The 22,873-nt window shown below is 69.1% G+C and carries 22 protein-coding genes and 1 tRNA gene; 9 read left to right on the top strand and 14 right to left on the bottom strand.

Going from position 1 to position 22,873, the window contains the following annotated elements:
* Positions 1 to 94: 94 nt before the first annotated feature.
* From rlmN to ACI6GS_RS20445, 3 genes are all read right to left on the bottom strand, one after another.
* Positions 95 to 1,279 (bottom strand): 23S rRNA (adenine(2503)-C(2))-methyltransferase RlmN, encoded by a 1,185-nt coding sequence (gene rlmN, locus ACI6GS_RS20455; RefSeq protein ID WP_439815316.1) that lies wholly within the window; start codon positions 1,277 to 1,279, stop codon positions 95 to 97.
* Positions 1,276 to 1,776: an invasion associated locus B family protein gene (locus ACI6GS_RS20450; RefSeq protein WP_439815315.1), complete on the bottom strand. Its 501-nt coding sequence runs from the start codon at positions 1,774 to 1,776 to the stop codon at positions 1,276 to 1,278. The genes rlmN and ACI6GS_RS20450 overlap by 4 nt, the downstream gene beginning before the upstream one ends.
* Positions 1,777 to 1,907: 131 nt before the next feature.
* Positions 1,908 to 3,074 carry an acyl-CoA dehydrogenase family protein gene (locus tag ACI6GS_RS20445; RefSeq protein WP_439815314.1) on the bottom strand — a complete coding sequence of 389 codons (1,167 nt, stop codon included), beginning with the start codon at positions 3,072 to 3,074 and terminating at the stop codon, positions 1,908 to 1,910.
* A gap of 160 nt (positions 3,075 to 3,234) precedes the next feature.
* Between ACI6GS_RS20445 and ACI6GS_RS20440 the strand changes: the two genes are divergently transcribed.
* Entirely contained in the window at positions 3,235 to 3,657 is a 423-nt protein-coding gene (locus tag ACI6GS_RS20440; RefSeq protein ID WP_439815313.1) for a hypothetical protein, read from the top strand.
* Here the strand turns inward: ACI6GS_RS20440 and ACI6GS_RS20435 are convergent.
* Both ACI6GS_RS20435 and ACI6GS_RS20430 read right to left on the bottom strand, forming a co-directional pair.
* Positions 3,561 to 4,268, bottom strand: coding sequence for a nitroreductase (locus tag ACI6GS_RS20435; protein WP_439815312.1), 708 nt, complete (start codon positions 4,266 to 4,268; stop codon positions 3,561 to 3,563). The two genes, ACI6GS_RS20440 and ACI6GS_RS20435, sit on opposite strands and share 97 nt — an antisense overlap.
* A 111-nt stretch (positions 4,269 to 4,379) precedes the next feature.
* Positions 4,380 to 4,465 (bottom strand) — tRNA-Leu (locus ACI6GS_RS20430).
* Positions 4,466 to 4,607: 142 nt separating this feature from the next.
* Here ACI6GS_RS20430 and ACI6GS_RS20425 point away from each other — a divergent pair.
* Positions 4,608 to 5,021 carry a nuclear transport factor 2 family protein gene (locus ACI6GS_RS20425; RefSeq protein WP_439815311.1) on the top strand — a complete coding sequence of 138 codons (414 nt, stop codon included), beginning with the start codon at positions 4,608 to 4,610 and terminating at the stop codon, positions 5,019 to 5,021.
* 7 nt (positions 5,022 to 5,028) lie between these two features.
* On the opposite strand, the gene ACI6GS_RS20420 is transcribed toward ACI6GS_RS20425, so the two are convergent.
* On the bottom strand, positions 5,029 to 5,802 hold the full coding sequence (locus ACI6GS_RS20420; RefSeq protein WP_439815310.1) for a competence/damage-inducible protein A: 774 nt from the start codon (positions 5,800 to 5,802) through the stop codon (positions 5,029 to 5,031).
* 232 nt (positions 5,803 to 6,034) lie between these two features.
* Between ACI6GS_RS20420 and map the strand changes: the two genes are divergently transcribed.
* Positions 6,035 to 6,862: a type I methionyl aminopeptidase gene (map, locus tag ACI6GS_RS20415; protein WP_439815309.1), complete on the top strand. Its 828-nt coding sequence runs from the start codon at positions 6,035 to 6,037 to the stop codon at positions 6,860 to 6,862.
* 32 nt (positions 6,863 to 6,894) lie between these two features.
* Positions 6,895 to 7,590: a RadC family protein gene (gene radC / locus ACI6GS_RS20410; protein WP_439815308.1), complete on the top strand. Its 696-nt coding sequence runs from the start codon at positions 6,895 to 6,897 to the stop codon at positions 7,588 to 7,590.
* A 52-nt stretch (positions 7,591 to 7,642) separates the two neighbouring features.
* On the opposite strand, the gene ACI6GS_RS20405 is transcribed toward radC, so the two are convergent.
* The 3 genes from ACI6GS_RS20405 to ACI6GS_RS20395 form a co-directional block, all read right to left on the bottom strand.
* Complete coding sequence (locus ACI6GS_RS20405; RefSeq protein ID WP_439815307.1) at positions 7,643 to 10,033, bottom strand: bifunctional diguanylate cyclase/phosphodiesterase; 2,391 nt, start codon at positions 10,031 to 10,033, stop codon at positions 7,643 to 7,645.
* Positions 10,034 to 10,662: 629 nt separating this feature from the next.
* Positions 10,663 to 11,847, bottom strand: coding sequence for an LLM class flavin-dependent oxidoreductase (locus ACI6GS_RS20400; protein ID WP_439815306.1), 1,185 nt, complete (start codon positions 11,845 to 11,847; stop codon positions 10,663 to 10,665).
* A gap of 229 nt (positions 11,848 to 12,076) precedes the next feature.
* A complete protein-coding gene (locus ACI6GS_RS20395) occupies positions 12,077 to 13,312 on the bottom strand; it encodes a flavin monoamine oxidase family protein (protein ID WP_439815305.1) in 1,236 nt (411 codons plus the stop codon).
* Between the two features lie 78 nt (positions 13,313 to 13,390).
* Here ACI6GS_RS20395 and ACI6GS_RS20390 point away from each other — a divergent pair, with 78 nt between their 5' ends.
* Positions 13,391 to 14,776: an MFS transporter gene (locus tag ACI6GS_RS20390; RefSeq protein WP_439815304.1), complete on the top strand. Its 1,386-nt coding sequence runs from the start codon at positions 13,391 to 13,393 to the stop codon at positions 14,774 to 14,776.
* Here ACI6GS_RS20390 and ACI6GS_RS20385 read toward each other — a convergent pair.
* The 4 genes from ACI6GS_RS20385 to ACI6GS_RS20370 all read right to left on the bottom strand — a co-directional run bounded on the left by ACI6GS_RS20385 (position 14,773) and on the right by ACI6GS_RS20370 (position 18,472).
* On the bottom strand, positions 14,773 to 16,485 hold the full coding sequence (locus tag ACI6GS_RS20385) for a formate--tetrahydrofolate ligase (protein WP_439815303.1): 1,713 nt from the start codon (positions 16,483 to 16,485) through the stop codon (positions 14,773 to 14,775). The genes ACI6GS_RS20390 and ACI6GS_RS20385 overlap by 4 nt on opposite strands.
* 59 nt (positions 16,486 to 16,544) lie before the next feature.
* Entirely contained in the window at positions 16,545 to 17,372 is an 828-nt protein-coding gene (locus ACI6GS_RS20380) for an enoyl-CoA hydratase-related protein (protein ID WP_439815302.1), read from the bottom strand.
* 19 nt (positions 17,373 to 17,391) lie between these two features.
* Positions 17,392 to 17,784, bottom strand: a complete 393-nt coding sequence (locus tag ACI6GS_RS20375) for a response regulator (protein WP_439815301.1) — start codon at positions 17,782 to 17,784, stop codon at positions 17,392 to 17,394.
* 205 nt (positions 17,785 to 17,989) lie between these two features.
* Entirely contained in the window at positions 17,990 to 18,472 is a 483-nt protein-coding gene (locus ACI6GS_RS20370) for an Hsp20 family protein (RefSeq protein WP_439815300.1), read from the bottom strand.
* A 141-nt stretch (positions 18,473 to 18,613) separates the two neighbouring features.
* Here ACI6GS_RS20370 and ACI6GS_RS20365 point away from each other — a divergent pair, with 141 nt between their 5' ends.
* Complete coding sequence (locus tag ACI6GS_RS20365; RefSeq protein WP_439815299.1) at positions 18,614 to 19,084, top strand: DUF1465 family protein; 471 nt, start codon at positions 18,614 to 18,616, stop codon at positions 19,082 to 19,084.
* 116 nt (positions 19,085 to 19,200) lie between these two features.
* Here the strand turns inward: ACI6GS_RS20365 and rpmE are convergent, their stop codons facing one another.
* Positions 19,201 to 19,428 (bottom strand): 50S ribosomal protein L31, encoded by a 228-nt coding sequence (gene rpmE / locus ACI6GS_RS20360; protein ID WP_439815298.1) that lies wholly within the window; start codon positions 19,426 to 19,428, stop codon positions 19,201 to 19,203.
* Positions 19,429 to 19,610: 182 nt separating this feature from the next.
* On the opposite strand from rpmE, the gene cyaY reads away from it, so the two are divergent.
* Genes cyaY through ACI6GS_RS20345 form a run of 3 tightly spaced genes read left to right on the top strand, consistent with a single transcriptional unit; the run spans position 19,611 to position 22,872 of the window.
* On the top strand, positions 19,611 to 19,943 hold the full coding sequence (gene cyaY, locus ACI6GS_RS20355) for an iron donor protein CyaY (protein WP_439815297.1): 333 nt from the start codon (positions 19,611 to 19,613) through the stop codon (positions 19,941 to 19,943).
* 13 nt (positions 19,944 to 19,956) lie between these two features.
* On the top strand, positions 19,957 to 21,798 hold the full coding sequence (locus tag ACI6GS_RS20350) for an ABC transporter transmembrane domain-containing protein (protein ID WP_439815296.1): 1,842 nt from the start codon (positions 19,957 to 19,959) through the stop codon (positions 21,796 to 21,798).
* Between the two features lie 12 nt (positions 21,799 to 21,810).
* A complete protein-coding gene (locus ACI6GS_RS20345; RefSeq protein WP_439815295.1) occupies positions 21,811 to 22,872 on the top strand; it encodes an SMP-30/gluconolactonase/LRE family protein in 1,062 nt (353 codons plus the stop codon).
* Position 22,873 lies beyond the last annotated feature (1 nt).

The raw sequence follows: 22,873 nt of genomic DNA, 5'->3' as shown, positions 1-22,873 counted from the left end.
GACGCCGCTCACTCCATTCTCGCCAGGACCACCTCACCCTCAGGCGCCCCCCTTCGCTCCGCACCTCAGGATGAGGTGCGAAATCGGGGCGGTCTCAGTGCGCGGCGGCTTCGGCTGCGCGCAGGCGGTCGGCGGCCTTCTGCTTGATGGAGTCGGACTTGAGCTGGCCGCAGGCGGCCATGATGTCCTCGCCCCGCGGGGTGCGGACCGGGCTGGCATAGCCCGCGGCGAAGACGATTTCCGAGAACGCCTTGATCGCCTCTGGCGTGGACCGTTCGTAGGGCGAGCCGGGCCAGGGATTGAAGGGGATCAGGTTGACCTTGGCCGGAATGCCGCGGATCAGCTTCACCAACGCGCGCGCGTCGGCCGGGCTGTCGTTCACATCCTTCAGCATCACGTATTCAAAGGTGATGCGCCGCGCATTGTTGAGGCCCGGATAGGCCCGGCACGCGGCCATCAACTCGGCAATGGGATACTTCTTGTTGAGCGGTACGATCTCGTTGCGCACAGCGTCCGTCACCGCGTGGAGCGAGATGGCGAGGGAGACGCCAAGCTCTGCCCCGCAGCGCTCGATCATCGGCACGACGCCCGCGGTCGAGAGCGTGATGCGCCGGCGCGAGAGGGCGATCCCCTCGTTGTCCATGACGATCTTCAGCGCGGTCGAGACGTTCTCGAAATTATAGAGCGGCTCGCCCATGCCCATCATGACGATGTTGGACAGCAGGCGCCCCTCTGTGGGGGAGGGCCATTCGCCCAGCTCGTCCCGCGCGACCAGAACCTGGCCAACGATCTCCGCGGGGGTGAGGTTGCGCACCAGGCGCTGGGTGCCCGTGTGGCAGAACTTGCAGGTCAGCGTGCAGCCGACCTGGCTGGACACGCACAGCGTGCCGCGCCCGGCCTCAGGATCGGCGTCGGGGATGTAGACCGTCTCGGCCAGCTCGCCATCGGCAAAGCGCAGCAGCCACTTGCGCGTCCCGTCGACCGAAACCTGGGCGCGCACGATCTCGGGCCGCGAAATGCGCGCGCCCTCTGCCAGCTTGACCCGCAGGGCCTTGGACAGGGTGGACATCGCCTCGAACGAGGTGACGCCGCGATGATAGAGCCAGTGCCAGATCTGGTTGGCGCGCATGGCCAACGCGCGATCCTCTCCAAGGGCGGAGAGGCTCGCTGCGATCTGCTCCCGGGTCAGACCGATCAGGTCCACCCGGGCGTCGCGTTCTGCCGGTGCGATCGGGCCCGCGGCGGGGCCCGTCCGGCCCTGCGCCGCGGCGTCGATCACGGGGGGCAGGCCTTGTTGATGGCGTCGAGGGCTGCGGAAATGCCCTTGAGCGAGTAGGTGTCGGTGGTTTCGGTGCCGCGGCTGGACGTGCCCTTGACCACCATCTGCGCGCCCTTGCGCATGGCGTCGACGATCCGGGCGTCGGTCTGCTGGTCGCGCGCCCAGGCGCCGTCGCCCTGGGTGAACAGGGTGAAATTGCTGCCGTCGACGGCCGCCTTCACCTCGCTCTTGGGCTTGTAGGTATAGCCGGTCACGACCGACACCTCGTTCCGGACGTTCCCCCGGTGCGTCACCAGCAGGAAGATCGGATCGCGCCGCACGTTGGTCGGCTTCGTCGTCTTGGGCGAAGTCGCGACGTAGCAGACCGGCTTGCCGCTGTCGGACGTGGAGAAGGCGTCCCAGTCGCCGAACGTGCCAAGCGACCGTGGCGACTGCGCCAGCGCGGGGCCAGCCATCAGGAGCCCGGCCATCAGGACGGCGGCAGGGGCAGAAAGCATCGAAAGGTACCGATTCATGGGCGCCACCATAGCCAAGCAAACGGCCGTTTTCCACCCTGGCCTTGCAGGCCGGGGTGCGACATTGCACGGCGCTGCGGCGGCATTCCTGCGCACGCGGCGAAGGTGCGCGATCATCGCTTCAGGCCCAGCACGTTGCGGGCGATCACCATGCGGTGCACCTCGGACGGGCCGTCATAGATTCGCATGGTGCGGACGAGGGAGGCCATGAGGTGCAGCGGCAATTCCTTGGTCATGCCCATGGCGCCGAAGACCTGCATCGCCTGGTCGATCACGTCCCAGGCAAGCTCGGTCCCCACCACTTTCAGCATCGAGATCTCGGTGCGGACGTCCATGCCCTGGTCCAGCTTCCACGCGACGTCATAGGCCATCAGGCGGCCGGCATGGATGCGGGTCGCGGCATCCGCCACCCACCACTGGATCGACTGCCGCTCGGCCAGCAATGTGCCGAAGGTCACGCGCTGGTTGGCGTGCTCCACCATCATCTCCAGCGCGCGCTGGGCAAGGGCAATGCCCCAGATACCCATCTGCAGGCGCCGGGTCGACAGGCGCACCTGCATCGGCGCAAAGCCCTGGCCCTCCTGGCCCAGCAGCTTGGACGCCGGTACGCGGCAATCCTCGAACACCACCTCATAGGTCGGCTGGCCGCCGATCATCGGGATCTCGCGCAGGACGTTGAAGCCGGGCGTGCCCTTGTCGATGATGAAGGCGCTCATGCCGCCGCGGGCGCGCTTGACGGGGTCCGTCACCGCCATCGCGATGGTGAAGTCGGCATAAGGCGCCTTGCTGATCCAGATCTTGCGCCCGTTGATCACCCAGTCGTCGCCGTCGCGCACCGCCTTGGTCGTCATGCCGGCGGGATCGGCACCGGCGCCCGGCTCCGAGATGGCGATGGCCGAGATCGTCTCGCCCGCGGCATAGGGGGCCAGGTACTGGGCGCGCTGCGCGTCGTTCACCGTCGCCATCAGCATGCGCAGGTTGGGGCTGTCGGGCGGCAGGACATAGGGGGTGATGGTGCGGCCCATCTCCTCGTAGACGCCGACCATCGCGACCATGGGGAGGTCGGATCCGCCGACATCGGCCGGCGCGTCCAGGCCCCACAGGCCCATTTCCTTGGACAGGGCGTCGATGGGCGCGCGCTGGGCCTCGCTCAGCTTCGGCACCTTGCCGGCCGCGTCCATCTCCAGCATGGCCGGCTCCAGCGGCAGCAGCGCGTCCTTCACGAACTTCGCCACCAGGTCCTTCAGCATCCGATGCTCTTCACTGAGCGCGAAATCCATGACGCCTCCCCTTGGTTCTGCTGTCTGCCTGCCGGTCGCGTTTATAGCGCCACCGCCCCCACTCGTGGCTAGTGGTTGATGCGGGTGAAACGCTGATCTGGATCAAGGCCACCCGGCGCCGGTGGTATCAGGGTGTGGTCTTCCGCCGACGGAGGTTGCCATGTCCAATCCGGAAAACCATGCGGACGCTGCCGCGCTCCCGTCCTGGGTCGCACCCCTGGGCGGTACCGCCGCCCAGATTGGCCGGGCCTTCTACCGGCAGGGCATGGCGCTTGCGGCGCGCCAGCTTCAGGCCTGTTCCGAGCATGTCGCAAGGCTTGCCGACTGCAACAGCCCTGTCGAGCTGGCGGTCGCCCAGGCCGACCTGGTGCGCACGCTGGCCCGGAACAGCCTGGAGGAAGGGCACCTGATCCTGGCCGAGGTGCGGCAGGGCATGGCCCAGGTGGGCGCCCCGATCCTGGCCGGCGATCCCGCCGCCGCGATGGCTCAATCCCCGTCGTCGAAGCCGACGAACACCGCGGCCTCGTCCACCGACTTGCGGCGCGAGACGACGGGATTGGCGGGGAAGTCGTCGTCGGGATAGCCCATGGCGACACAGATCATGATGACCTGATCCTCCGCGATGCCGGCGTGCTCGCGCACGACGGGCGACTGCATGATGCCCTGGCTGTTGATGACGCAGCCCAGGCCCCGGGACCATGCGGCGTTGACCAGGGCGTTGACCACGGCGCCGCAGTCGAACGGCGCCACATCCCCGCCATGGATTGACCGGTCATAGGTGATGACGATCGACACCGGCGCGTCGAACTGCCGGAAGCCGCGCAGGACCCAGTCCAACCGGGCCTCCTTGTCGTGGCGGTCGATGCCCATGGCGGCGAAGAGCTGCTTCGCGATCTCGATCTGCCGCTCGCGGTGGACGCCCGCATATTCGCCGTGGCTGCGAAACTCGCGCGAGGCAGGGACGCCCGCCAGGTTGCGCTCGGTATTGCCGGCGCGGATGCGGTCCAGCGGCTTGCCCGCGACGACATAGAAGTTCCAGGGCTGCGTGTTCAGCGAGGACGGCGCCCGCATCGCGATCTCCAGGATCTCCCGGATGACGGCCTTGGGCACCGGATCGGGCTTGTAGCCGCGGATGCTGCGCCGGCCGAGGACAACCTCGTCAAATCCGACCTGGGGCCTGCTCTGTGCGTTCACGCGAACCTCTCCATCCTTGTGTTCCGTCCCCACCCGGCCCGGCCCGGCTTCACGCGCCCAAGGCGCGCCAATCTTTCGCCGGTTCTGGTACGCCGGTTCTTGCGGGCCGTCTGGTGCGGGCCGGGGGACTCGAACCCCCACGGGGTTGCCCCCAACGGATTTTAAGTCCGGTGCGTCTACCATTCCGCCACGCCCGCATGGGCCAAGGCTTAGCCAGCCCGGTTGCGCAAGCCAAGCCGAATCTGGGGTGGGTGGCCGGGCGGCGGGGCCTTGCGGATTGCGGTTGCATCGGCGCGGTGCGGGCGGCCTTCTTACGCCTGCAACGAACGGAGGATGCGCATGACACAGCAGCCCGTGCAGGACGCCGCGCGCGACCCGATGGCGCGCTGGCACCACATGGTGGCCGCCAGGGACCTGTCGGAGCTGGCCGACCTGGTCGCCGCGGACGGCGTCTTCCTGTCGCCCGTCGTCCACGCGCCGCAGGTGGGCCGCGCGCTGGTCGTGAAGTACCTGACGGCGGCGCTCAGCGTGCTCAACAACGGCACGTTCCGCTATGTCGGGGAATGGCGGGCGGAGCGCTCGGCCGTGCTTGAATTCGAGCTGGAGCTGGACGGCCTCTATGCCAACGGCGTCGACATCATCCACTGGGACGAGGACGGCCGCATCACGACGTTCAAGGTGATGATGCGGCCGCTGAAGGCCGTGAACGCGGTCATCCCGCGCATGGCGGCGCTGCTGCAGGCGGCCGGCTGAAGGCGGCTCAGGGCTCGCCGTCGATCGGCTCGGTGCCCAGGTCGCGCAGGATCGCCTTCAGCTCGTCCGCGCCGGCTTCCAGTCGGGCGGGGTCGGTGCCGCGGAAGACCAGGCTGGTGCCCAGCTTGCCGTCCTTCCAGAACGGATAGGAGCCGATCTCCACATCGGTGTAGCGGTCCTGCAGTTCCTCGAGCTGGACCGCGACGCGGCTCTCGCCGACAAAGGCGGTCACGGTCCGCGAGACCATGGGCAGGCCGCCCGATATGTGCTCGCGCGTCTCGTGCAGCTGGGCGCGCATGATCGCCGGGACGCCGGCCAGGACAAAGACATTGCCGATGCGGAAGCCGGGCGCCTTGCTCACCGGGTTGGGCACCAGGTCGCCGCCCTGCGGCACGCGGGCCATGCGGCGGCGCGCCACCGTCAGCTCGCCCTTGGGGTAATAGGTTTCCAGGATGGCGATCGCCTCCGGATGCTCGACCAGCGGCACGCCAAAGGCCTTGGCCACGCAGTCTGCGGTGATGTCGTCATGCGTCGGCCCGATGCCGCCCGTCGTGAAGACATAGTCGAAGGCCGCACGGCATTCGTTGAGCGTGGAGACGATCGTGTCCTCGATATCGGGGATCACGCGGGCGTGCATCAGCCGCACGCCCCAGCCGTTCAGCGTGCGCGCGATATGGGCCAGGTTTGCGTCCTGCGTCCGGCCCGACAGGATCTCGTTGCCGATGATGATGAGGCAGGCGGTGACGGTCGCGACAGGGGTGCTCTGCTCGGATGCGGTCATGGGTCTCGTGGCTCCTCCCGCGCGGCAGCCTAGTACAGCGCTCGCCGTGCGTCGCGTCCCGAACTCAGGCGGGGCAATAGATGACCAGCTTCAGGTCCGGATCGCCCGGCCCTGAAGCCGCAGCCGATCCGGGGGTGCGGGCCGTGCCCCCTGGACAAGGTGGCTACGCGTTGCCACCTGCAGGGGATCGGCGTATCCCTTCTGTCTTGCGCCATTGCCGAGGATCGCGTGGATGAGCCTGTTGAGCGTGGACGACGAGCTGGACGAGGCCGACGACCCGACTGCCATCGTGCTGCACGGGCCAGAGGCGTTCGAGGGCATGCGTCGCGCCGGCCGGCTTGCGGCGGACTGCCTGGACATGCTGGCCGCCCATGTGCGGCCCGGCATCACCACGGGCGAACTGGACCGCCTGGCCGATGCCTATATCCACGACCATGGGGGCGTGTCCGCGCCGCATTTCTATCGCGGCTTCCCGAAGTCGATCTGCACCTCGATCAACCATGTCATCTGCCACGGCATTCCGGGTGACAAGAAGCTGGTCGAGGGCGACACGCTGAACATCGACGTGACGCCGCTGCTCAACGGCTGGCACGGCGATTCCAGCCGCATGTACACGGTGGGCGAGGTGCCGCTGAAGGCGCGGCGCCTGATCGACATCACGTACGAGGCGATGATGCGCGGCATCGCGGTGATCCGTCCGGGCGCCCGCCTGGGCGACATCGGCCATGCCATCCAGACCTTTGCCGAGGCTCAGCGCTGCTCGGTTGTGCGCGATTTCTGCGGCCATGGCGTGGGGCGCGTGTTCCACATGGCGCCCAATGTGCTGCATTTCGGCGAGGCGGGTACGGGTCCCGTCCTGAAGCAGGGCATGATCTTCACGGTCGAGCCGATGATCAACCTGGGCAAGTACCAGGCCAAGCTGCTACCCGATGGCTGGACCGCCGTCACCAAGGACCGCTCCCTGTCGGCGCAGTTCGAGCACTCGGTTGGTGTCACCGCCGACGGGGTGGAGATCTTCACGACCTCGGCTGCGGGGCTGCACAAGCCGCCCTACGCCTGACGCCGCTGCCAGGGCCGCGCCGGGGAGGGGCCGTGTCCGAGGACCTTGCCGACGAGCCGCACTATCTCGGCCATCGCGGGCGCCTGCGCGAGCGTTTCCTGGACACGCCGGAGGCGCTGCCCGACTACGAGGTGCTGGAGCTGCTGCTGACGCAGTTGCTGCCGCGGCGGGACATGAAGCCGCTGGCCAAGACGCTGCTGTCCCGCTTCGGCTCGATCTCCGGCGTGCTGTCCGCACCGCCCGCGGAACTGGCGAAGGTCAAGGGCCTGGGCGAGACGACGATCGCAAACCTGGGCGTGATCCGGGAGGTCGCGGCCCGCATGCTGCGCGAGCAGGCGCGGACGCGCGACGTGCTCGGCTCGTGGCAGGCGCTGCTCGACTATTGTCGCAGCCGCCTGGCGCATGAGACGGCGGAGCAGTTCCGCGTCCTCTACCTCGACAACCGCAACGGCCTGATCCGCGACGAAGTCCAGCAGAAGGGCACGATCAACGAGGCCCCGATCTACCCGCGCGAGGTCGTCCGCCGGGCGCTGGAACTGGGGGCCGCCGCGATCATCCTGGTCCACAACCACCCCAGCGGGAACCCGCAGCCCAGCCGCGCCGACATCGAGGTCACGAAGGAGGTGGCGAAAGCCGCCGGCGTGCTGGGCCTGCGCGTGCACGACCACCTTGTGGTGGGCCAGGGCCAACCCTTCAGCTTTCGCGCCCAAGGCCTGCTGAAGGAATAGGCCTGCTGAAGAAACAGTTCAGGCAGGCCTCGGATGCGCGGCCGGCGGCCGCTCAGGCGGCGGCGCTGGACAGGCGGTTGAGAAGAGCCGTCAGGTCGTGGGCGGGGACTGGGCGGCTGATCAGGTAGCCCTGGATCTGGTCGCAGCCTTCGGCCCGCATGTGGTCCATCTGCGCCGCCGTCTCGACCCCTTCGGCGGTCGTGGCGATGCCCAGGCTGTGGCCCAGGCCGACGATCGCCCGCACGATCGCGGCGCATTCCGTGTTCGATTCCACCTCGTTGATGAACGAGCGGTCGATCTTGATCTTGTCGAACGGGAACGAGCGCAGGTAGCTGAGCGAGGAATAGCCCGTCCCGAAATCGTCCATCGAGATGCGGATGCCCAGCGCGCGCAGGCGGTGCAGCGTGTTCAGCGTGTCGGCGCTGTCCTGCAGCAGCACCGTCTCGGTGATCTCCAGCTCCAGCAGGTGCGGCGCCAGGCCCGAGCGGCGCAGCGCGTGCTCGACCATGTCGACCAGGCGCTTGCTCTGGAACTGTGCCGGCGACAGGTTCACGGCGACCGACATCTGGCCGGGCCAGCGCGTCGCCTCGGAGCATGCCGTGTTGAGGACCCACTCGCCCAGGGGGATGATCAGGCCGGTCTCCTCGGCCAGGGGAATGAAATCGGCGGGCGAGACGAGGCCGCGCTCCGGCTGGCGCCAGCGGACCAGAGCCTCGAATCCGGCGATCGTGTTCTGCCGGACGTCGAACAGCGGCTGGTAGTGCATCTCGAACTCCTGCCGCGCGAGGGCCGCGTGCAGGTCGAGCTCCAGGCTGCGCCGGGCCTGCATCTGCAGGTCCATCTCCGGTTCGAAGAAGCGCCAGGCGCCGCGCCCGTCGCTTTTGGCGCGGTAAAGCGCGAGGTCGGCGTTCTTCAGCAATTCGGTCGCGTCGCTGCCGTCGGCGGGGCCGATGGCGATACCGACGCTGGTGCCGATATTGACCAGCTGGCCGTTGATCTGGAAGGGCAGGGCGATCTGCTCCACCAGGCGGTGGGCCAGGGCGATGGCGGCCGAGGGCTGCTCGCCTGTCGTCAGCAGGATCGCGAATTCGTCGCCGCCCAGGCGCGCCACCACGTCGCCGGTGCGCACGGCGGCGCGCAGCCGGTCGGCCACCCGCTGCAGCAGGATGTCGCCCGACGGATGGCCCAGCGTGTCGTTGACCCCCTTGAAGCGGTCGAGGTCGAGGGCCAGCACCGCGAAGGGCCGGCCGACATCCGCCTCGTCGAACTGGCGGTCCAGGCGGGCGTTGAAGCTGGCGCGGTTCAGCAGCCCGGTCAGCGGGTCGTGATAGGCCAGGAAGCGGATCTCCGCCTCCGCCCGGCGGCGTGCGCGCAGGTCGCGGATGGCCACGACCTGGCGCGGCTGGCCACCGAAGATGATGGGGCGTGAGACGAGCTCGACCGGCACCAGGTCCTTGGGCCCCGGGCCGCGCCGCATGTCGGCCTCGACGCCGACGCCGGGATTGACCGCGATGGCCGTCAGCGCCTCGGCGCTCAGCAGGTCGCTGACCAGCAGGGCAAGGACCTCGTGCTCGGATTTGCCGAGCATCGATTCGAAGCTCTTGTTGGCGGCCACGATGCGGTCGCCGTCGATCACCACCAGGCCCTCCACCGCGGCATCGGCCAGGTCGCGCATGCGCTGAGCCTCCTCGGCCACGCGGCGGCGGCGCAGCAGGTCCAGGTGCACGCTGGCCAGGGTCAGCATCAGGATGGTCATGCAGCCCAGGGCGACACCGACGGCCAGCCATTGCGGCGGCAGCGAATTGGCAGGCACGCTCATGCGGGGGTCGCCGACCACCGTGACCGCGCCCATGCCGGTGAAGTGCAGGCCGCAGATCGCCAGGACCAGCAGGCCGGTCGCGATGCCAAGGCGCGAGCGCTTGTCCGTGTCGGCCCCCACGGCCAGCGCGGCGGCGCCCAGGAGGCCGCCGATCAAGATCGAGGCGACGACCAGGTCGACATCCCAGGTCAGCGTGCCGGCGACGCGGAAGCCGGACATGCCGACATAGTGCATGATGCCGATGGCGACGCCGATGATGAGGCCGCCCGCGGCATGGACCCAGCGCGCCGTGGTCCTGTCGCGCGTCCGGATGCCCGACAGGGCAATGCCCGCACCCGTGACCAGGATGGCAACCGCCAGCGACGCGAGCGTGGGCGTCGTGTCATAGGCCGTCTGGCTGGTCGGCTGGAACGACAGCATGGCGACGAAGTGCGTCGCCCAGATGGCAAATCCGCTGGCAATCGCTGCACCGCCAAGCCAGAGCAGCCGCGCGCGGCCGACGGTCTGGTGCCTGTGGTTGATCAGGCTGAAGGTCGAGAACGAGCCCAGCAGGCAGATCACAGCCGCCGCGGCCACCAGCCAGAGGTCATGATCCCGGACCAGGCAATCATAGACGCGTATCACGACCGCGGCTCCTTTAAGAGTCGTCGCGTGCATACATCACGCGCAATGTGTTTTCGCTTGGATCGGTTAAGGACTCCTTTATGTCGGCATCAATAACGCGTTGAATTAAAACAGTTTTTGCTTGGAACAATCGGCAATGCCCGCCTGGGTTTCACGCCGCCCGCCGCGTTCCAAGACGGGAGCTGTGGCGGGCCGTCGCTGGTGGAGGCCCGCTACGGCCACCGACCCTGAGTGAATTCAACGACTTCGCCAGCCTGTGGCGGTGGCGGTGCCCCGCGGCGGAAGGCTGGCGCATGGGCCGCGGAGTGCCGCTGCCCCTTTGATCTGGATCAAACCCGCGACAACCATCGGGAGAAGTATTCAGCGTCGAAACCAGGGCGTCAGGTCATGACGTGGTTCACACGTCGTCCTGTCCGGACGCGTGGTTTTTCTTTGAAAGTCCCGCCATCGGGAAGATGAACTGGAAACTGCCCTGTCGAGGCAAGGCGCGGATGCCGGCTCGCATGGCGGTCCCGCATTCCCCTTCGAGGGGGAAGCCTGCCCGGGGGGCCAACCGGTGGCGCGTCCCCAGGGCAGGCTGGATGCGATCCGACTCGGCCGACGCGACCGTCGGGGCGCGCCGGGACGGCCTACTCTGCCGCCTTGATCTTGTTCGTCGGGGTCTGGAGGCTGATCACGTCATAGGGCTTGGTGTCGATCTCATCGAGTTCGATCTCGCCGGCCAGGACCTTGGCCTTCCACGCCTGGTGGGCGGGCTCGTCCGCGTGGAACTCGGGCATCACCTCGCGCGCGAACAGCTCCAGCCCGGCGCAGATATCCTCATGCGCGTTCTTGCCAGCCTGGGCCAGCAGGATCACCTGGTCGACATGGGTCGACTGGAACTGACGGAGCTTGTCCCGGATCGTGGCGGGAGAGCCGATCAGGCCGGTGGAGTTCAGCTTGCCGCCCTCGGGCGTCTGCTTCCACTTCTGGTACTCGTCCCACAGGTTGACCGTGCCGGGCACGAAGGGGCCCTGCTTGTTGTAGAAGGTCAGGCTGAACTGGAAGAAGGTCCAACCCTCGGCCTTGGCCCGCGCTTCCTCGTCCGTCTCGGCGCACATGAAGGGGGCGACGATGGCGATGCCGGGATTGGTCTGGTAGTCGGTCAGCTTGTCCAGGCGCTTGGTATAAGCGTTGTAGTAAGCGTTGACCCAGGCGCGCGCCGCCTCCGGGCTCACGAACTGGAAGCCGAGCGCGCCCATGCCGCGTGTGCCCGCCATCACGATCGTCTCAAGCTGCGAGCAGGCGACCCAGAGCGGCGGATGCGGGCGCTGCATCGGCTTCGGCAGGACGTTGCGCATGGGGAACTTGAACCATTCCCCCTCGTACTCCCACCCCTCCTTGTAGAACATGGGCAGGACGCACTTCACGGCGTCTTCCCAGATCGCGCGCTTGTCGCGGAAGCGGCGGTCGAAGGGGTGCAGCTCTGTCACGGACGAGCCTTCGCCCAGGCCCAGCTCGACCCGGCCCTTCGACACCAGGTCGAGGGTCGAGACGCGCTCCGCCACGCGGGCCGGGTGGTTGGTGGTCAGCTGGATGATGCCGTGGCCCAGCCGGATGTTCTTGGTCCGCTGGCTGCATGCTGCCAGGAACACCTCGGGCGCGGAGGAGTGGGAATATTCCTCCAGGAAGTGGTGCTCCACCTCCCACACGTAGTCGATGCCCAGCTTGTCGGCCAGTTCGACCTGGTCCAGCGAGTCCTGGATGATCTTGAGCTCCGAGCCCTCGTCCCAGGGCTTCGGCAGCTGGTGTTCGTAGAACAGCCCGAACTTCATGGCGTCGCATCCCTTCGTGTCTCGTTATGCCGTCATTCTGCCGACCGGTCGGGCGAACGACAACGGGGGAGGGTCATCCTCAGCGTCACCCGCGTGACAGATGCTTCGAGACGCGGGCCGGTGGCCCGCTCCTCAGCATGACGCCGTTGGGATTATTGCGTTTTATCCAACGGCGTCATGCTGAGGTGCGAGCGGAGCGAGCCTCGAAGCATCAGGTGCAACGCGCGCCTCAGGCCGCCTTGGCGAGGGTGGGGAGCAGTGCCGCAAACGCCGCCTGGCCGGAGAGGCGGGCGCCGTGGACGGTGGAGAAGGCGTCCACGCTGGCGGCTTCGCCTGCCAGGACCAGGCGCTCGGCAATGGGCTGGCCCAGGGTTGCGCGGGGGCTGCCGCTGCCCGGGCGCTGGACCGAATAGGCGCCGCGGACCAGGGGGTTGCTGCTCCAGTCCGTCGTCTTGCGCCGGTCGATCTCGCGCAGCAGGTCGGCGCCAAAGGCATGGGCGATCTGCTCGTCCAGGAAGGCGTGCATGGCGGCGGGGCCTGCGGCTTCCAACTCCTGGGCCAGGGTGCCGCTGACATAGGCGGTGACCATGGGCCGGTCGAACGGGTGGACCTGGAGCCCGAAACCGGCGGGCCCCCGGTCGAGCAGGCCCAGGAAGTGCGGCGGCTTGTCCCCGAACGGATCGCGGCGGAAGCTGGCGGCGATCTTGCACGAATGGCCCAGCGGCAGGGCGGCGATGGCCTCGCCCTGCGCCGTGGGCAGGCCGGGGGCGAAGCGGATGGCGCCTGAGGCCAGCACGCCGGTCGAGACGGTGAGGATGGCGGCGCGCGCCTGGATGCGCCCCTGTGGCGTCTCGACCGCAACCCCCGGGCCCGACCAGTCGATCACGGTTGCGGGGCAGGCGAAGCGGACCGGCACATGGGCGGATGCCCGTGCGACCAGCGCCCCCAGGCCATCCTCGACCGGCCAGTTCTCGTTCGTCTCGCGATAGTTGAAAGTGTCCATGACGGACACCCTGTCGGGCTCGGCCGCCATGATCGCGGTATAGAGCTGGCGGAAGGGGTCGGCCTGGGGGTGGCCGGCGATCACCTCGGCTACGGCTACGTCCCGGCCCGCCCGGCCCGCAGCGTAGACCGCCTCGTACAACGCCTCGATCCCGTCCTGGACGGCTTGCGCCTCCGCGTCGGAGAGCCAGCGGCCGCCGCCGAAGAAGCGGCGATTGCGCTGCGCCGTGCGATAGCGCATGCCCAGGCGGTCGGCGATCGCCCGGAACGGGTTGATCGAGGCCGAATGCAGCCATTGGCAGCCATGGTCGAAGGCGGTGCCGAAGCTTTCCCACTCGGTATAGGCGCGGCCGCCGACACGGTTGCCCGCCTCGATCACGAGCGTGTCGAGCCCGGCCGCCAGCGCAGCTTCCCCCGCCGCCAGGCCCGCGGCCCCGGCACCGATCACGATGATGTCGATCATGGGCGGACCATAATGCGGCGGGCGTGCCAGCAAAAGGGCACTCGCCAGGGACCGCCGGTCTTGTCATGAATGCGGCCGATGGCGGAACGCGTGGATTCGGACAAGGCGGGGGCGGGGCTGGAGCGGGATGGCCTGCCCTCACCCCGGCGCTATTGGGCGGTCGCGTCCGTCCTGCTGGCGATCACGATGGCCGTCGTCGACGGCTCCATCGTCAATGTCGCCCTGCCGCGCCTGTCGGTGGACCTGGGCGTCGCGCCGGATGCGACGGTGTGGATCGTCACCTCGTACCAGATCGCCATCCTGATCTGCCTGCTGCCGTTCTCGGCCCTGGGCGAGATCGTCGGCTTTCGCCGGGTGTTCCTCTCCGGCCTCAGCCTGTTCCTGGCCTCCTCGCTCGCCTGCGCACTGTCGCAGACGCTGACGACGCTGGTCCTGGCCAGGGCGGCGCAAGGGGTGGGGGCGGCGGCGGTGTTCGCGGTGATCGCGGCCCTGCTGCGCTTCACCTATCCGCGGGCGATGATCGGGCGGGGGATCGCGGCCAATGCCTTTACCGCGTCGTTCTCGGGCGTGCTGGGGCCGCCGCTCGGCTCCCTGGTGCTGAGCGTTGCCGACTGGCACTGGATGTTCCTGATGAACCTGCCGATCGGGCTGCTGGCGCTGGCGATCGGCGCGCGCGCGCTGCCGGGGATACCGCGCAGCCGGCGGCCCTTCGACTGGACCAGTGCGGGCTTGAGTGCGGCCATGTTCGGCAGCCTGATCGTCATGCTGGACCATCTGGCGACTCAGCCGCTGCTGGCGCTGGCGGGTGTCGCGAGTGCGGGGGCATTCGGCCTGGTCCTGGTGCGGCGCGAACTGCCCAAGCCGTCGCCGCTGCTGCCGGTCGACCTGTTGCGCCTGCCGGTCGTGGCCCTGGCGGTGTCGGCATCCTCGGCCCTGTTCGCGGCGCAGCTGTCGACCTATGTGGCGCTGCCCTTCCTGTTCCAGCATGCGCTGGGGCGCAGCCAGGTGGAGACGGGGCTTCTGATGATCCCGGCCGCCCTGACCACGGCGGCGATGGCGCCGCTGGCCGGCTGGCTGGCCGACCGGGGGGCGGGACAGCGCTCCTGCGTCGTGGGCGCCGCCCTGTTTGCCAGCGCCACGGCGCTGCTCAGCCTGCTGCCGGGCGATGCCGGCAACGCGCATGTGATCGGCTGCATGATCCTGCTGGGGATCGGTTTCGGCCTGTTCCAGACCCCCAACAACCGCACGATGCTGCTGGCCGCACCGCCCGCCCGGGCCGGCGGGGCCGGGGGCATGCAGGGCACGGCGCGCCAGTTCGGCCTGATGGCGGGCTCGGCGCTCGCCGCCCTGTGCCTGGGGGCGGGCGTCACCAACGGGCCCGTCCTGTCGCTCTGGCTGGCCTGTGCGCTCGCCTCCATCGCCCTGGTGCTGAGCCTGGCGCGGGGCAGTGTGAAGGCGGTCTAGAACAGTCCTTCGATCCGGCCGCCCGCGCCGATGTGGATGGTGTTGGCGGCCGGCACGCGGGGCAGGCCCGGCATCGTCATGATCTCGCCGCAGATGGCGACGACGAACTCCGCCCCCGCCGACAGGCGCAGTTCGCGGATGGGCACGATGTGGCCGGAGGGCGCGCCGCGCAGGTCGGGGTCGGTCGAGAAGCTGTACTGCGTCTTGGCCATGCAGACGGGGAAGCGGCCATAGCCCAGCGCCTGGAACTCCGCGAACTGGGCGCGGGTCTTGGCGTCCGCCTCGATATCGGCGGCGCCGTAGAGCTGCTGGGCGATGGTACGGGCCTTGTCCCACAGGGGCATGTCGTCGGGATAGAGCGGGCGGAAATCGGCGCTGCCGCCTTCGGCCAGGCGGACCACCTCGTGCGCCAGCGCCTCGGTCCCTTCGCCGCCATCGGCCCAGTGGGTGCACGCGACGGCCGGCACGCCTTGTGCGGCGGCCAGGCGGCGGACCAGGGCCACCTCTGCATCCGTGTCGGCGATGAAGCGGTTGAGGGCGACGACGACGGGCACGCCGAAGCGCCGCACATTGGCGATGTGGCGCTCCAGGTTGGCGAAGCCGCGCTCCACCGCCTCAAGGTTCTCGGCGGACAGCGCGGTGCGGGCCACGCCGCCATGCATCTTGAGCGCGCGCACCGTGGCGACGACGACGGCTGCCGCCGGCCTCAGCCCCGCCTTGCGGCACTTGATGTCGAAGAACTTCTCGGCGCCCAGGTCGGCGCCGAAGCCGGCTTCGGTCACGACATAGTCGCCCAGCTTCAGCGCCGCCTTCGTCGCGATGACCGAGTTGCAGCCATGGGCGATGTTGGCGAACGGCCCGCCATGGACCAGGGCCGGATTGTTCTCCAGCGTCTGGACCAGGTTGGGCGACAGGGCATCGCGCAGCAGCACGGCCATGGCGCCGTCGGCCTGCACGTCGCGCGCGGTGATGGGCCGGCGCTCACCCGCCTTGCCCAGGCTCTGGCCGACGACGATGCGGCCGAGCCGCGCCTCAAGGTCCTGGAGCGAGGTTGATAGACAAAAGATCGCCATCACTTCGGACGCGACGGTGATGTCGAAGCCGGCTTCGCGGGGCACGCCATTGCCGGGGCCGCCCAGGCCGGTGATGACGTTGCGCAGGCTGCGGTCGTTCATGTCGAGTACGCGGCGCCAGGTGATGCGGCGCGGGTCCAGGCCCGCCGCATTGCCCCAATAGACATGGTTGTCGACCAGGGCCGAGAGCAGGTTGTGCGCGGCACCGATCGCGTGGAAGTCGCCGGTGAAGTGGAGGTTGATGTCCTCCATTGGCACGACCTGGGCATAGCCGCCGCCCGCCGCCCCACCCTTCACCCCGAAACAGGGGCCGAGCGAGGGTTCGCGCAGGCAGATCACCGCCCGCTTGCCGATGCGGTTGAGGCCGTCGCCCAGGCCCACGGTCGTCGTCGTCTTGCCTTCGCCCGCCGGCGTCGGGCTGATCGCGGTGACCAGGACCAGCTTTGAGTCCGGCTTTTCCGGCAGCGTCTCGATCCAGTCCAGCGCCACCTTGGCCTTGGCCCGGCCATAGCGGAACAGGTGTTCGGCCGGCACGCCCAGGCGGTCGCCGATCGCCTCGATCGGGGCAAGCTGTGCGGCGCGCGCGATCTCGATGTCGGACTTCGGCTGCGTCCGCTGCTGCTCACCCCGGCTCAACGCGTCCCCCGTGCTCGTATTCCTGCCTCAAGCCTTATAGCGGCAAGGCAGCGCTGCGGTCATGTCCCCGACCAGTCGGCCTTGCGCTTGGCGGTCCACGCCTTGACCCCTTCGCGGTAGTCGGGATGGCGGATCATCTCGTCCATCAGGCGTTCCGCGTCGGTAACGGCGTGCGCCGCATCGCGATGGAGGTCGGCATAGACCTGGCGCTTCGTCGCGCGCAGCGAACCGGGAGAGACGCTCTCCGCCATTGTGCGGGCATAGGCCTGGACGTGGTCCATCAGCGATTCGGGGGCGACGACGGCGTTGAGGAAGCCCATGCGGTCCGCCTCCTCGCTTGTGAAGACGCGGCTGCTGAGCAGGATGTCGTTGGCATGGGTCAGGCCCACGATGCGGGGCAGGACCCAGGACAGGCCGAATTCGGCGGGGAAGTTGTAGCGCCCGTGGGCCGCCGTGAACTTGGCGCCGGGGACGGCGAAGCGCAGGTCGGCAAAGGCGGCCAGGACCAGGCCGACGCCGGCGCAGGCGCCGTTGATCGCGGCGATCACGGGCTTGGCCAGGCCGAAATGATAGGCGAAGGTCGCGTCGAATTCGGGCTGCACGCCAAAGCCGGGCCGCGCAATCTCGGCCGTCGTGCCGGGGTCATAGCGGCCCTTCTCCGCATGGCCGTCGAGGGCGGCGAGATCGGCCCCGGCGCAGAACGCCTGGCCCGCCGGGTCGCCCGTCAGGACGATGACGCGGACCGCTGGATCGCGATCCGCCTCTGCCAGGACGTGGCGATACTCTGTGTGCATGCGCCCCGTCCAGGCATTGCGGCGGTGCGGCCGGGCCAGGGTGATCGTCAGGACGCTGTCGGCCAGCGCCGTGCGGATCGTCTTCAGCTCCACGGCGCGGCTCTCGGCATGCTCATCCAGGGCTGCGCCCGGTGGCCTGGAACAGGGCCTGCTCCAGTTCGCTGGTGCGGAAGGGCTTCTGCACGGTAGGCCGGTCGCGCCAATGCTCGGGCAGGCCGGAACTGCCATACCCTGTGGCGAAGACGAAGGGGACGTCGCGCCCCTGCAGCATCTCGGCCACGGGAAAGATCTCCTTGCCCGCCAGGTTGACGTCCAGGATCGCCACGTCCAGCGCGGCGTCCTTCGCGGTGGCCAGGGCCGCGTCCAGCCGGTCGATCGACGCGACGACGGTGCAGCCCAGATCGGCCAGCAGGTCCTCAAGCATCAGGGCGACGAGACTCTCATCCTCGCAGAGGAGGATCCGCAAACCCGAGAGGCCGGACGGCGCAGCGGTCGTGTGGCTCATGGGCCTTTCCTGGTTGGCGGCATGGCGCGTCCGCCGCGGGCCGATCCCTCGCCGCGGCCGGGACCGGGCGAGGGATCGACCGAATCCCAATAGTGGAATGCGTCGGCGCCCGCAACTGGCAGGACCCGGGCGCGTTCAGATGGCACGGATGCCCCCGCCGGACCCGGCAGCGCGCCGGGCCCGGCAGGGGCTTGGGGACGCCGCGTCAGGCCGCCTTGGCGACGGTGGGGCCGGCGTTCGCGTGCTCGATCACGCGGGGCGCAGGGCCCGACTCGATCGTGATCTGGCGCGGCTTCTTGGCCTCCGGGATCTCCCGGACCAGGGAGACATGCAGCAGGCCATGCTCGATATTGGCGCCCACGACCTTGATCGTGTCGGCCAGTTCGAAGCGGCGCTCGAACCCACGGGCGGCGATGCCGCGATGCAGGTAGGTCGAGCCCTCGCGCTCCTCGCGGCCCTTGCCGGAGATCACGAGGACGTTCTCCTTGACCGAAATGTCGAGGTCCTGCGGCGCAAAGCCGGCGACCGCCATGGTGATGCGGTAGTCGTTCTCGCCCGACTTCTCGATGTTGTACGGGGGATAGGACACGCCCTGCTCGTCCAGGCGGGTTGCGGCGTCGAGGAGGCGGTTCACGCGGTCGAAGCCGATGGTGGAACGGAGCAGCGGCGAGAAGTCAAAAGTACGCATGGTCATCATCCTTGAGTCTAAGCGATGATCGTCGGACCCGCCGTCTTGGCCGGGCCTTGTGGTCGCTGTCCCGTGATTGGCAACCGCGGCCACGCCATTGAGTTAGGCATGCGTCGAGGCAGTTCAAGAGGCCTTCCGGGGATGAGTGCGGTAATGAATCAGGCGGCGGTCGATGACCGGCTGCTGCGCGCGGCGGTCCGGCGGGCGGTCGCCCTGGCGACCGATGCAGCGCGCTATTTCTCCCAGGCAAGGCCCTATGACACGACGCGCCTCAGCCATCGCCACGGTCTGATCGTCGCGACGGAGAGCTTCCGCGTGACCTCGCGGATCACGCATGCGGTCAGCTGGCTGCTGACCCAGCTGGCGGTGACGAAGGGCGAGCTGACCGAGGCCCAGGCACGCTCGACCGAGCGGCGGCTGGGCGGCCATGGCGTGTGTCTGGCAGGGCCGGAGGATGCCTCAAGCCTGCCGGACGACCTCGCCCGCCTGCTGCTGGAGAGCGAGCGGCTTTTCCGGCGCATCGCACGGCTGGACGCGGCGATGGATCTGCCGCCGGTGCCACCCCATCGGGGCAGCCGCCCGCGCGCCGTCGCGACGGCCGAGGTGATCTGACAGATACGCGGAAAGCCCGCTCCAGCCGGTGGCCGGCATGGGCGGGCGTTGCGTTCCAGAACCCCCAAGGAGACCCAGGGGAGCCGTGGCGCCGGGCGAGGCCGGCGCCGGCTGGATCAGGTCTTGATGCCGAACTTGGCGAAGCGCTTGTTGAACTTGGCGACTTGGCCGCCGGTATCCATCAGGCGCTGCTGCCCGCCGGTCCAGGCCGGATGCGACTTGGTGTCGATGTCCAGCTTCATCACCTGGCCTTCGCTGCCCCAAGTGGAGCGCGTCTCGAAGACGGTCCCGTCGGTCATCTCGACCTTGATCATGTGGTAATCGGGATGGATGTTCTGTTTCATCTGGGGGCACTCCGCGAAGCGCGGGTGGATAGCAGAAGCGGGCGCGCGGGGCAAGACGTCCTCTGCGGCACGGCCGGGCGTGGCTCGGCCAGGCCGGACCGCCGCGCCGGGACCATGTGAAACAGGCCGCCTGGAGCTTTGGCGCGTTGCGGGCGGACGGGCTTCGCGCTACTCACGACGGCATGAGCGACGAGAGCAGCTTCAAGACCCAGGCCAACGCCGTCCTTGAGGCGTGGGCAAGCGTGGTCGACGCGATCGAGGACGAAACCGGGATCGAGGCGGAGCTGTCTGACGGCGTGCTCAGCATCGTGCATCCCGACCGCCGCACGATCATCCTGAACCGGCACCTGCCCAGCCGGCAGCTCTGGCTCTCGGCCCCTGTGAGCGGCGCCGCGCACTATGCGCGCGACGCGGAGGGGCGCTGGCGCTCGACGCGCGGACCGGAGGAGCTGGCGACGGTGCTGGCCGCGGAACTGACGGCGCTGGCCGGACGTCCGATCGCCCCGCCGGCATGATGGGCCCCGACCGATGAGGCGACCGGTCCAGGTCAGCGCCACGGGCGAGGCCGAGCGCGCGGGCAGCCGCAACGTCCGCAGCCTGGCCATGCTGTGGCCGTTCCTGACGCGCTATCGCCTGGTGATCGCCGGCGCGGTCGTGGCCCTTGTCGTGGCGGCGGTCGCCACCCTCGCCATCGGGCAGGCCCTGCGGCGCCTGGTGGACATGGGCTTCAGCCCAGAGAACGCGGGCTTCATCGACATCTACTTCATCGGGCTGTTCGGCGTCGTCGTCGTCCTTGCGATCGCGACGCTTGGCCGTTTCTGGCTGGTATCGTGGCTGGGCGAGCGGGTCATCGCCGATATCCGCAGCGCGGTCTATGACAGGCTTCTGACCCTGGATACCGCCTTCTATGAGCGGACACGGACGGGCGAGCTCGTCTCCCGCCTGACCGCGGATACGGCGCTGGTCGAGAACCTGGTGGGCTCGTCCGCCTCGGTCGCGGCGCGCAACCTGCTGCTGTTCGTCGGCGGCACCGTGATGCTGCTGTTCACCAGCCTGAAGCTGTCGGGCCTGGCGCTCCTCGTCGTACCGGCCGTGGTGATCCCGCTTGTGGTGTTCGGGCGGCGCGTGCGCGCCTTCTCGCGCACCAGCCAGGATCGCCTGGCCGAGGCGACCGGCATCGCCGGCGAGAGCCTGACCGCCCACCAGACCGTTCAGGCCTTTGGCCAGGAGCGGATGGAGAAGCAGCGCTATGGCCTGGCGGTCGAGCGTGCCTTCGCCGCTGCGCGCAACCGCATCCGGGCCCGCGCAATCCTTACCGCGATCGTCATCCTGTTCGTGTTCGGCGCGATCGACCTGGTCCTGTGGATCGGTGCCACGGATGTCGTGGCTGGCACGATGAGCGCCGGGCAACTGGCCGCCTTCATCTTCTATGCGATCGTCGCCGCCAGCGCCCTGGGCGCGCTGAGCGAGGTGTGGGGCGATGTGCAGCGCGCGGCGGGCGGCATGGAGCGCCTGGCCGAGATCCTGGCCATGGCGCCCACGATCACCGCGCCTGCAAGCCCCGTGGCGCTGCCAGTCCCCGCGCTCGGCCACGTCGTGCTGGACAAGGTTTCGTTCCACTATCCGCTGCAGCCCGACCGCCCTGCGCTGGAACAGGTCAGCCTGGAGATCAAGCCGGGTCAGACGGTCGCCCTGGTCGGGCCTTCCGGTGCGGGCAAGACGACGCTGTTCCAGCTCCTGCTGCGCTTCCACGATCCCGAATCGGGCCGTCTCCTGCTGGACGGGGTCGACCTGCGGCAGGCCGATCCCGCGGCGCTGCGTGGCCGCTTTGCGATCGTGCCCCAGGACCCCGTGATCTTCTCGGGCGATGTCGCCGCCAACATCCGCTATGGCCGTCCCGACGCGACGGAGGCTGAGGTCCGCGCCGCGGCCGAGGCGGCACACGCGACCGAGTTCATCGAACGCCTGCCCCAGGGCTGGGCGACGCCGCTGGGCGAGCGCGGCACCCGGCTGTCGGGCGGCCAGCGCCAGCGCATCGCGATCGCGCGCGCCATCCTGCGCAATCCGGCCGTCCTGCTGCTGGACGAGGCGACGTCCGCCCTGGACGCCGAGAGCGAGCGCCTGGTCCAGGCCGGGCTCGAGCGGCTGATGCAGGGGCGCACGACGCTGGTCATCGCCCATCGGCTCGCGACCGTGTTGAAGGCCGACCGTATTGCCGTGCTGGACCAGGGGCGCCTGGTCGCAACCGGCTCCCATGGCGAGTTGGTGGCCCAGGGCGGGCTTTATGCCCGGCTGGCGGCGCTGCAGTTCGGCCAGGCGGCCAGCGGGCCGGCACCAGGGGCGGCGGCCGGCGTCGCTGCCGCGCGCTGAGGCATCCGGTTCATGCTGCGCTGGCTTCTTGCGGCCCTGGCATTGACCGGCGCGCTGATTGCCATCGTCCTGGTCGCGTTGATGTACCGCGCGGGCGCCTTTCGCCAGGTCGATGCGTTCCTGCCCGGCACATGCCGAGCCCAGGCCTTTGCCGGCAATATCGAGGACATGGCGGTCGACCATGCGCGGCTGCAGGTGTTCATCGCCTCGTCCGACCGGATGGACGACGGGGTGGCGCAACGCGGCTCGATCCACCGCCTGGACGTGGCGGGCGACGAGCGCCGCACGATCGACATCACGCCGGACCAGCCGGTCGATTTCAGCCCGCGCGGCATGGGCTTGTGGGCTGGCCCCGATGGCCAGCGCGTGCTCTATGTCGTCAACCACCTCAGCTTTGGCGGCCGGCGCATCGAGGCGTTCGAGGTTCGCGGCGGCAGCCTGGTCTATCTGGGTCCAGGCGTCGCCAGCCGTGACATCCTCTCGCCCAACGACGTCGTGGCGGCGGGTCCGTCCAGCTTCTATGCGACCAACGACCATGGCCGCATCACGGAGTTCGGCCGCCTGATGGAGGATGCCCTGGGCCTGGCGGAGGCGTCGGTGGGCCTGTTCGATGGCACCCGCCTGCGGCCCGCGGCCGACGGACTGGCCCATGCCAGCGGCATCGCCCTCTCACCCGATGGCCGCACGCTGTACGTCGCGGAAACGACTGCGGAACGGATCAGCCTGTTCACCCGCGATCCCGATACCGGATCGCTGCGGCTGCGCAGCGCGCTGGCGATGGACAGCCACCCGATCGGCCTGGACGTGGCGCCCGACGGCTCCGTCTGGGTCGCGGCGCAGCCCAATCTGATGGCGACGCTGGACCGCAGCCGCAACCCGGCCACGCCTGTTCCGTCCGAGGTCTATCGCCTGGAGCCCCAGGGTGAGGGGCCTGAGACGGGCCTGAGCATGGAGCGCATCCTGGCCGATCCGGGCGACACGGTGGCGGCGGTGTCGGTTGCCGTGAATGTCGGGCGGCACCTGCTGCTGGGCAGCTCGATGGACAATTCGCTGTTCGACTGCACCCTGCGCTGAC

Origin of the sequence: Zavarzinia sp. CC-PAN008, from assembly GCF_051903925.1 — a bacterium.
GTDB lineage: Bacteria > Pseudomonadota > Alphaproteobacteria > Zavarziniales > Zavarziniaceae.
The sequence above is the reverse complement of the archived record's forward strand: the minus strand, read 5'-3'. Positions and strand labels throughout refer to the sequence as shown.

Excerpts from the sequence above, each read along its gene's own strand:
- ACI6GS_RS20450 (WP_439815315.1), bottom strand. The coding sequence starts at position 1,776 with ATGCTTTCTGCCCCTGCCGCCGTCCTGATGGCCGGGCTCCTGATGGCT.
- ACI6GS_RS20445 (WP_439815314.1), bottom strand. The coding sequence starts at position 3,074 with ATGGATTTCGCGCTCAGTGAAGAGCATCGGATGCTGAAGGACCTGGTG.
- ACI6GS_RS20440 (WP_439815313.1), top strand. The coding sequence starts at position 3,235 with ATGTCCAATCCGGAAAACCATGCGGACGCTGCCGCGCTCCCGTCCTGG.
- ACI6GS_RS20425 (WP_439815311.1), top strand. The coding sequence starts at position 4,608 with ATGACACAGCAGCCCGTGCAGGACGCCGCGCGCGACCCGATGGCGCGC.
- ACI6GS_RS20420 (WP_439815310.1), bottom strand. The coding sequence starts at position 5,802 with ATGACCGCATCCGAGCAGAGCACCCCTGTCGCGACCGTCACCGCCTGC.
- map (WP_439815309.1), top strand. The coding sequence starts at position 6,035 with ATGAGCCTGTTGAGCGTGGACGACGAGCTGGACGAGGCCGACGACCCG.
- ACI6GS_RS20400 (WP_439815306.1), bottom strand. The coding sequence starts at position 11,847 with ATGAAGTTCGGGCTGTTCTACGAACACCAGCTGCCGAAGCCCTGGGAC.
- ACI6GS_RS20395 (WP_439815305.1), bottom strand. The coding sequence starts at position 13,312 with ATGATCGACATCATCGTGATCGGTGCCGGGGCCGCGGGCCTGGCGGCG.
- ACI6GS_RS20390 (WP_439815304.1), top strand. The coding sequence starts at position 13,391 with ATGGCGGAACGCGTGGATTCGGACAAGGCGGGGGCGGGGCTGGAGCGG.
- ACI6GS_RS20375 (WP_439815301.1), bottom strand. The coding sequence starts at position 17,784 with ATGAGCCACACGACCGCTGCGCCGTCCGGCCTCTCGGGTTTGCGGATC.
- ACI6GS_RS20370 (WP_439815300.1), bottom strand. The coding sequence starts at position 18,472 with ATGCGTACTTTTGACTTCTCGCCGCTGCTCCGTTCCACCATCGGCTTC.
- ACI6GS_RS20365 (WP_439815299.1), top strand. The coding sequence starts at position 18,614 with ATGAGTGCGGTAATGAATCAGGCGGCGGTCGATGACCGGCTGCTGCGC.
- rpmE (WP_439815298.1), bottom strand. The coding sequence starts at position 19,428 with ATGAAACAGAACATCCATCCCGATTACCACATGATCAAGGTCGAGATG.
- cyaY (WP_439815297.1), top strand. The coding sequence starts at position 19,611 with ATGAGCGACGAGAGCAGCTTCAAGACCCAGGCCAACGCCGTCCTTGAG.
- ACI6GS_RS20350 (WP_439815296.1), top strand. The coding sequence starts at position 19,957 with ATGAGGCGACCGGTCCAGGTCAGCGCCACGGGCGAGGCCGAGCGCGCG.
- ACI6GS_RS20345 (WP_439815295.1), top strand. The coding sequence starts at position 21,811 with ATGCTGCGCTGGCTTCTTGCGGCCCTGGCATTGACCGGCGCGCTGATT.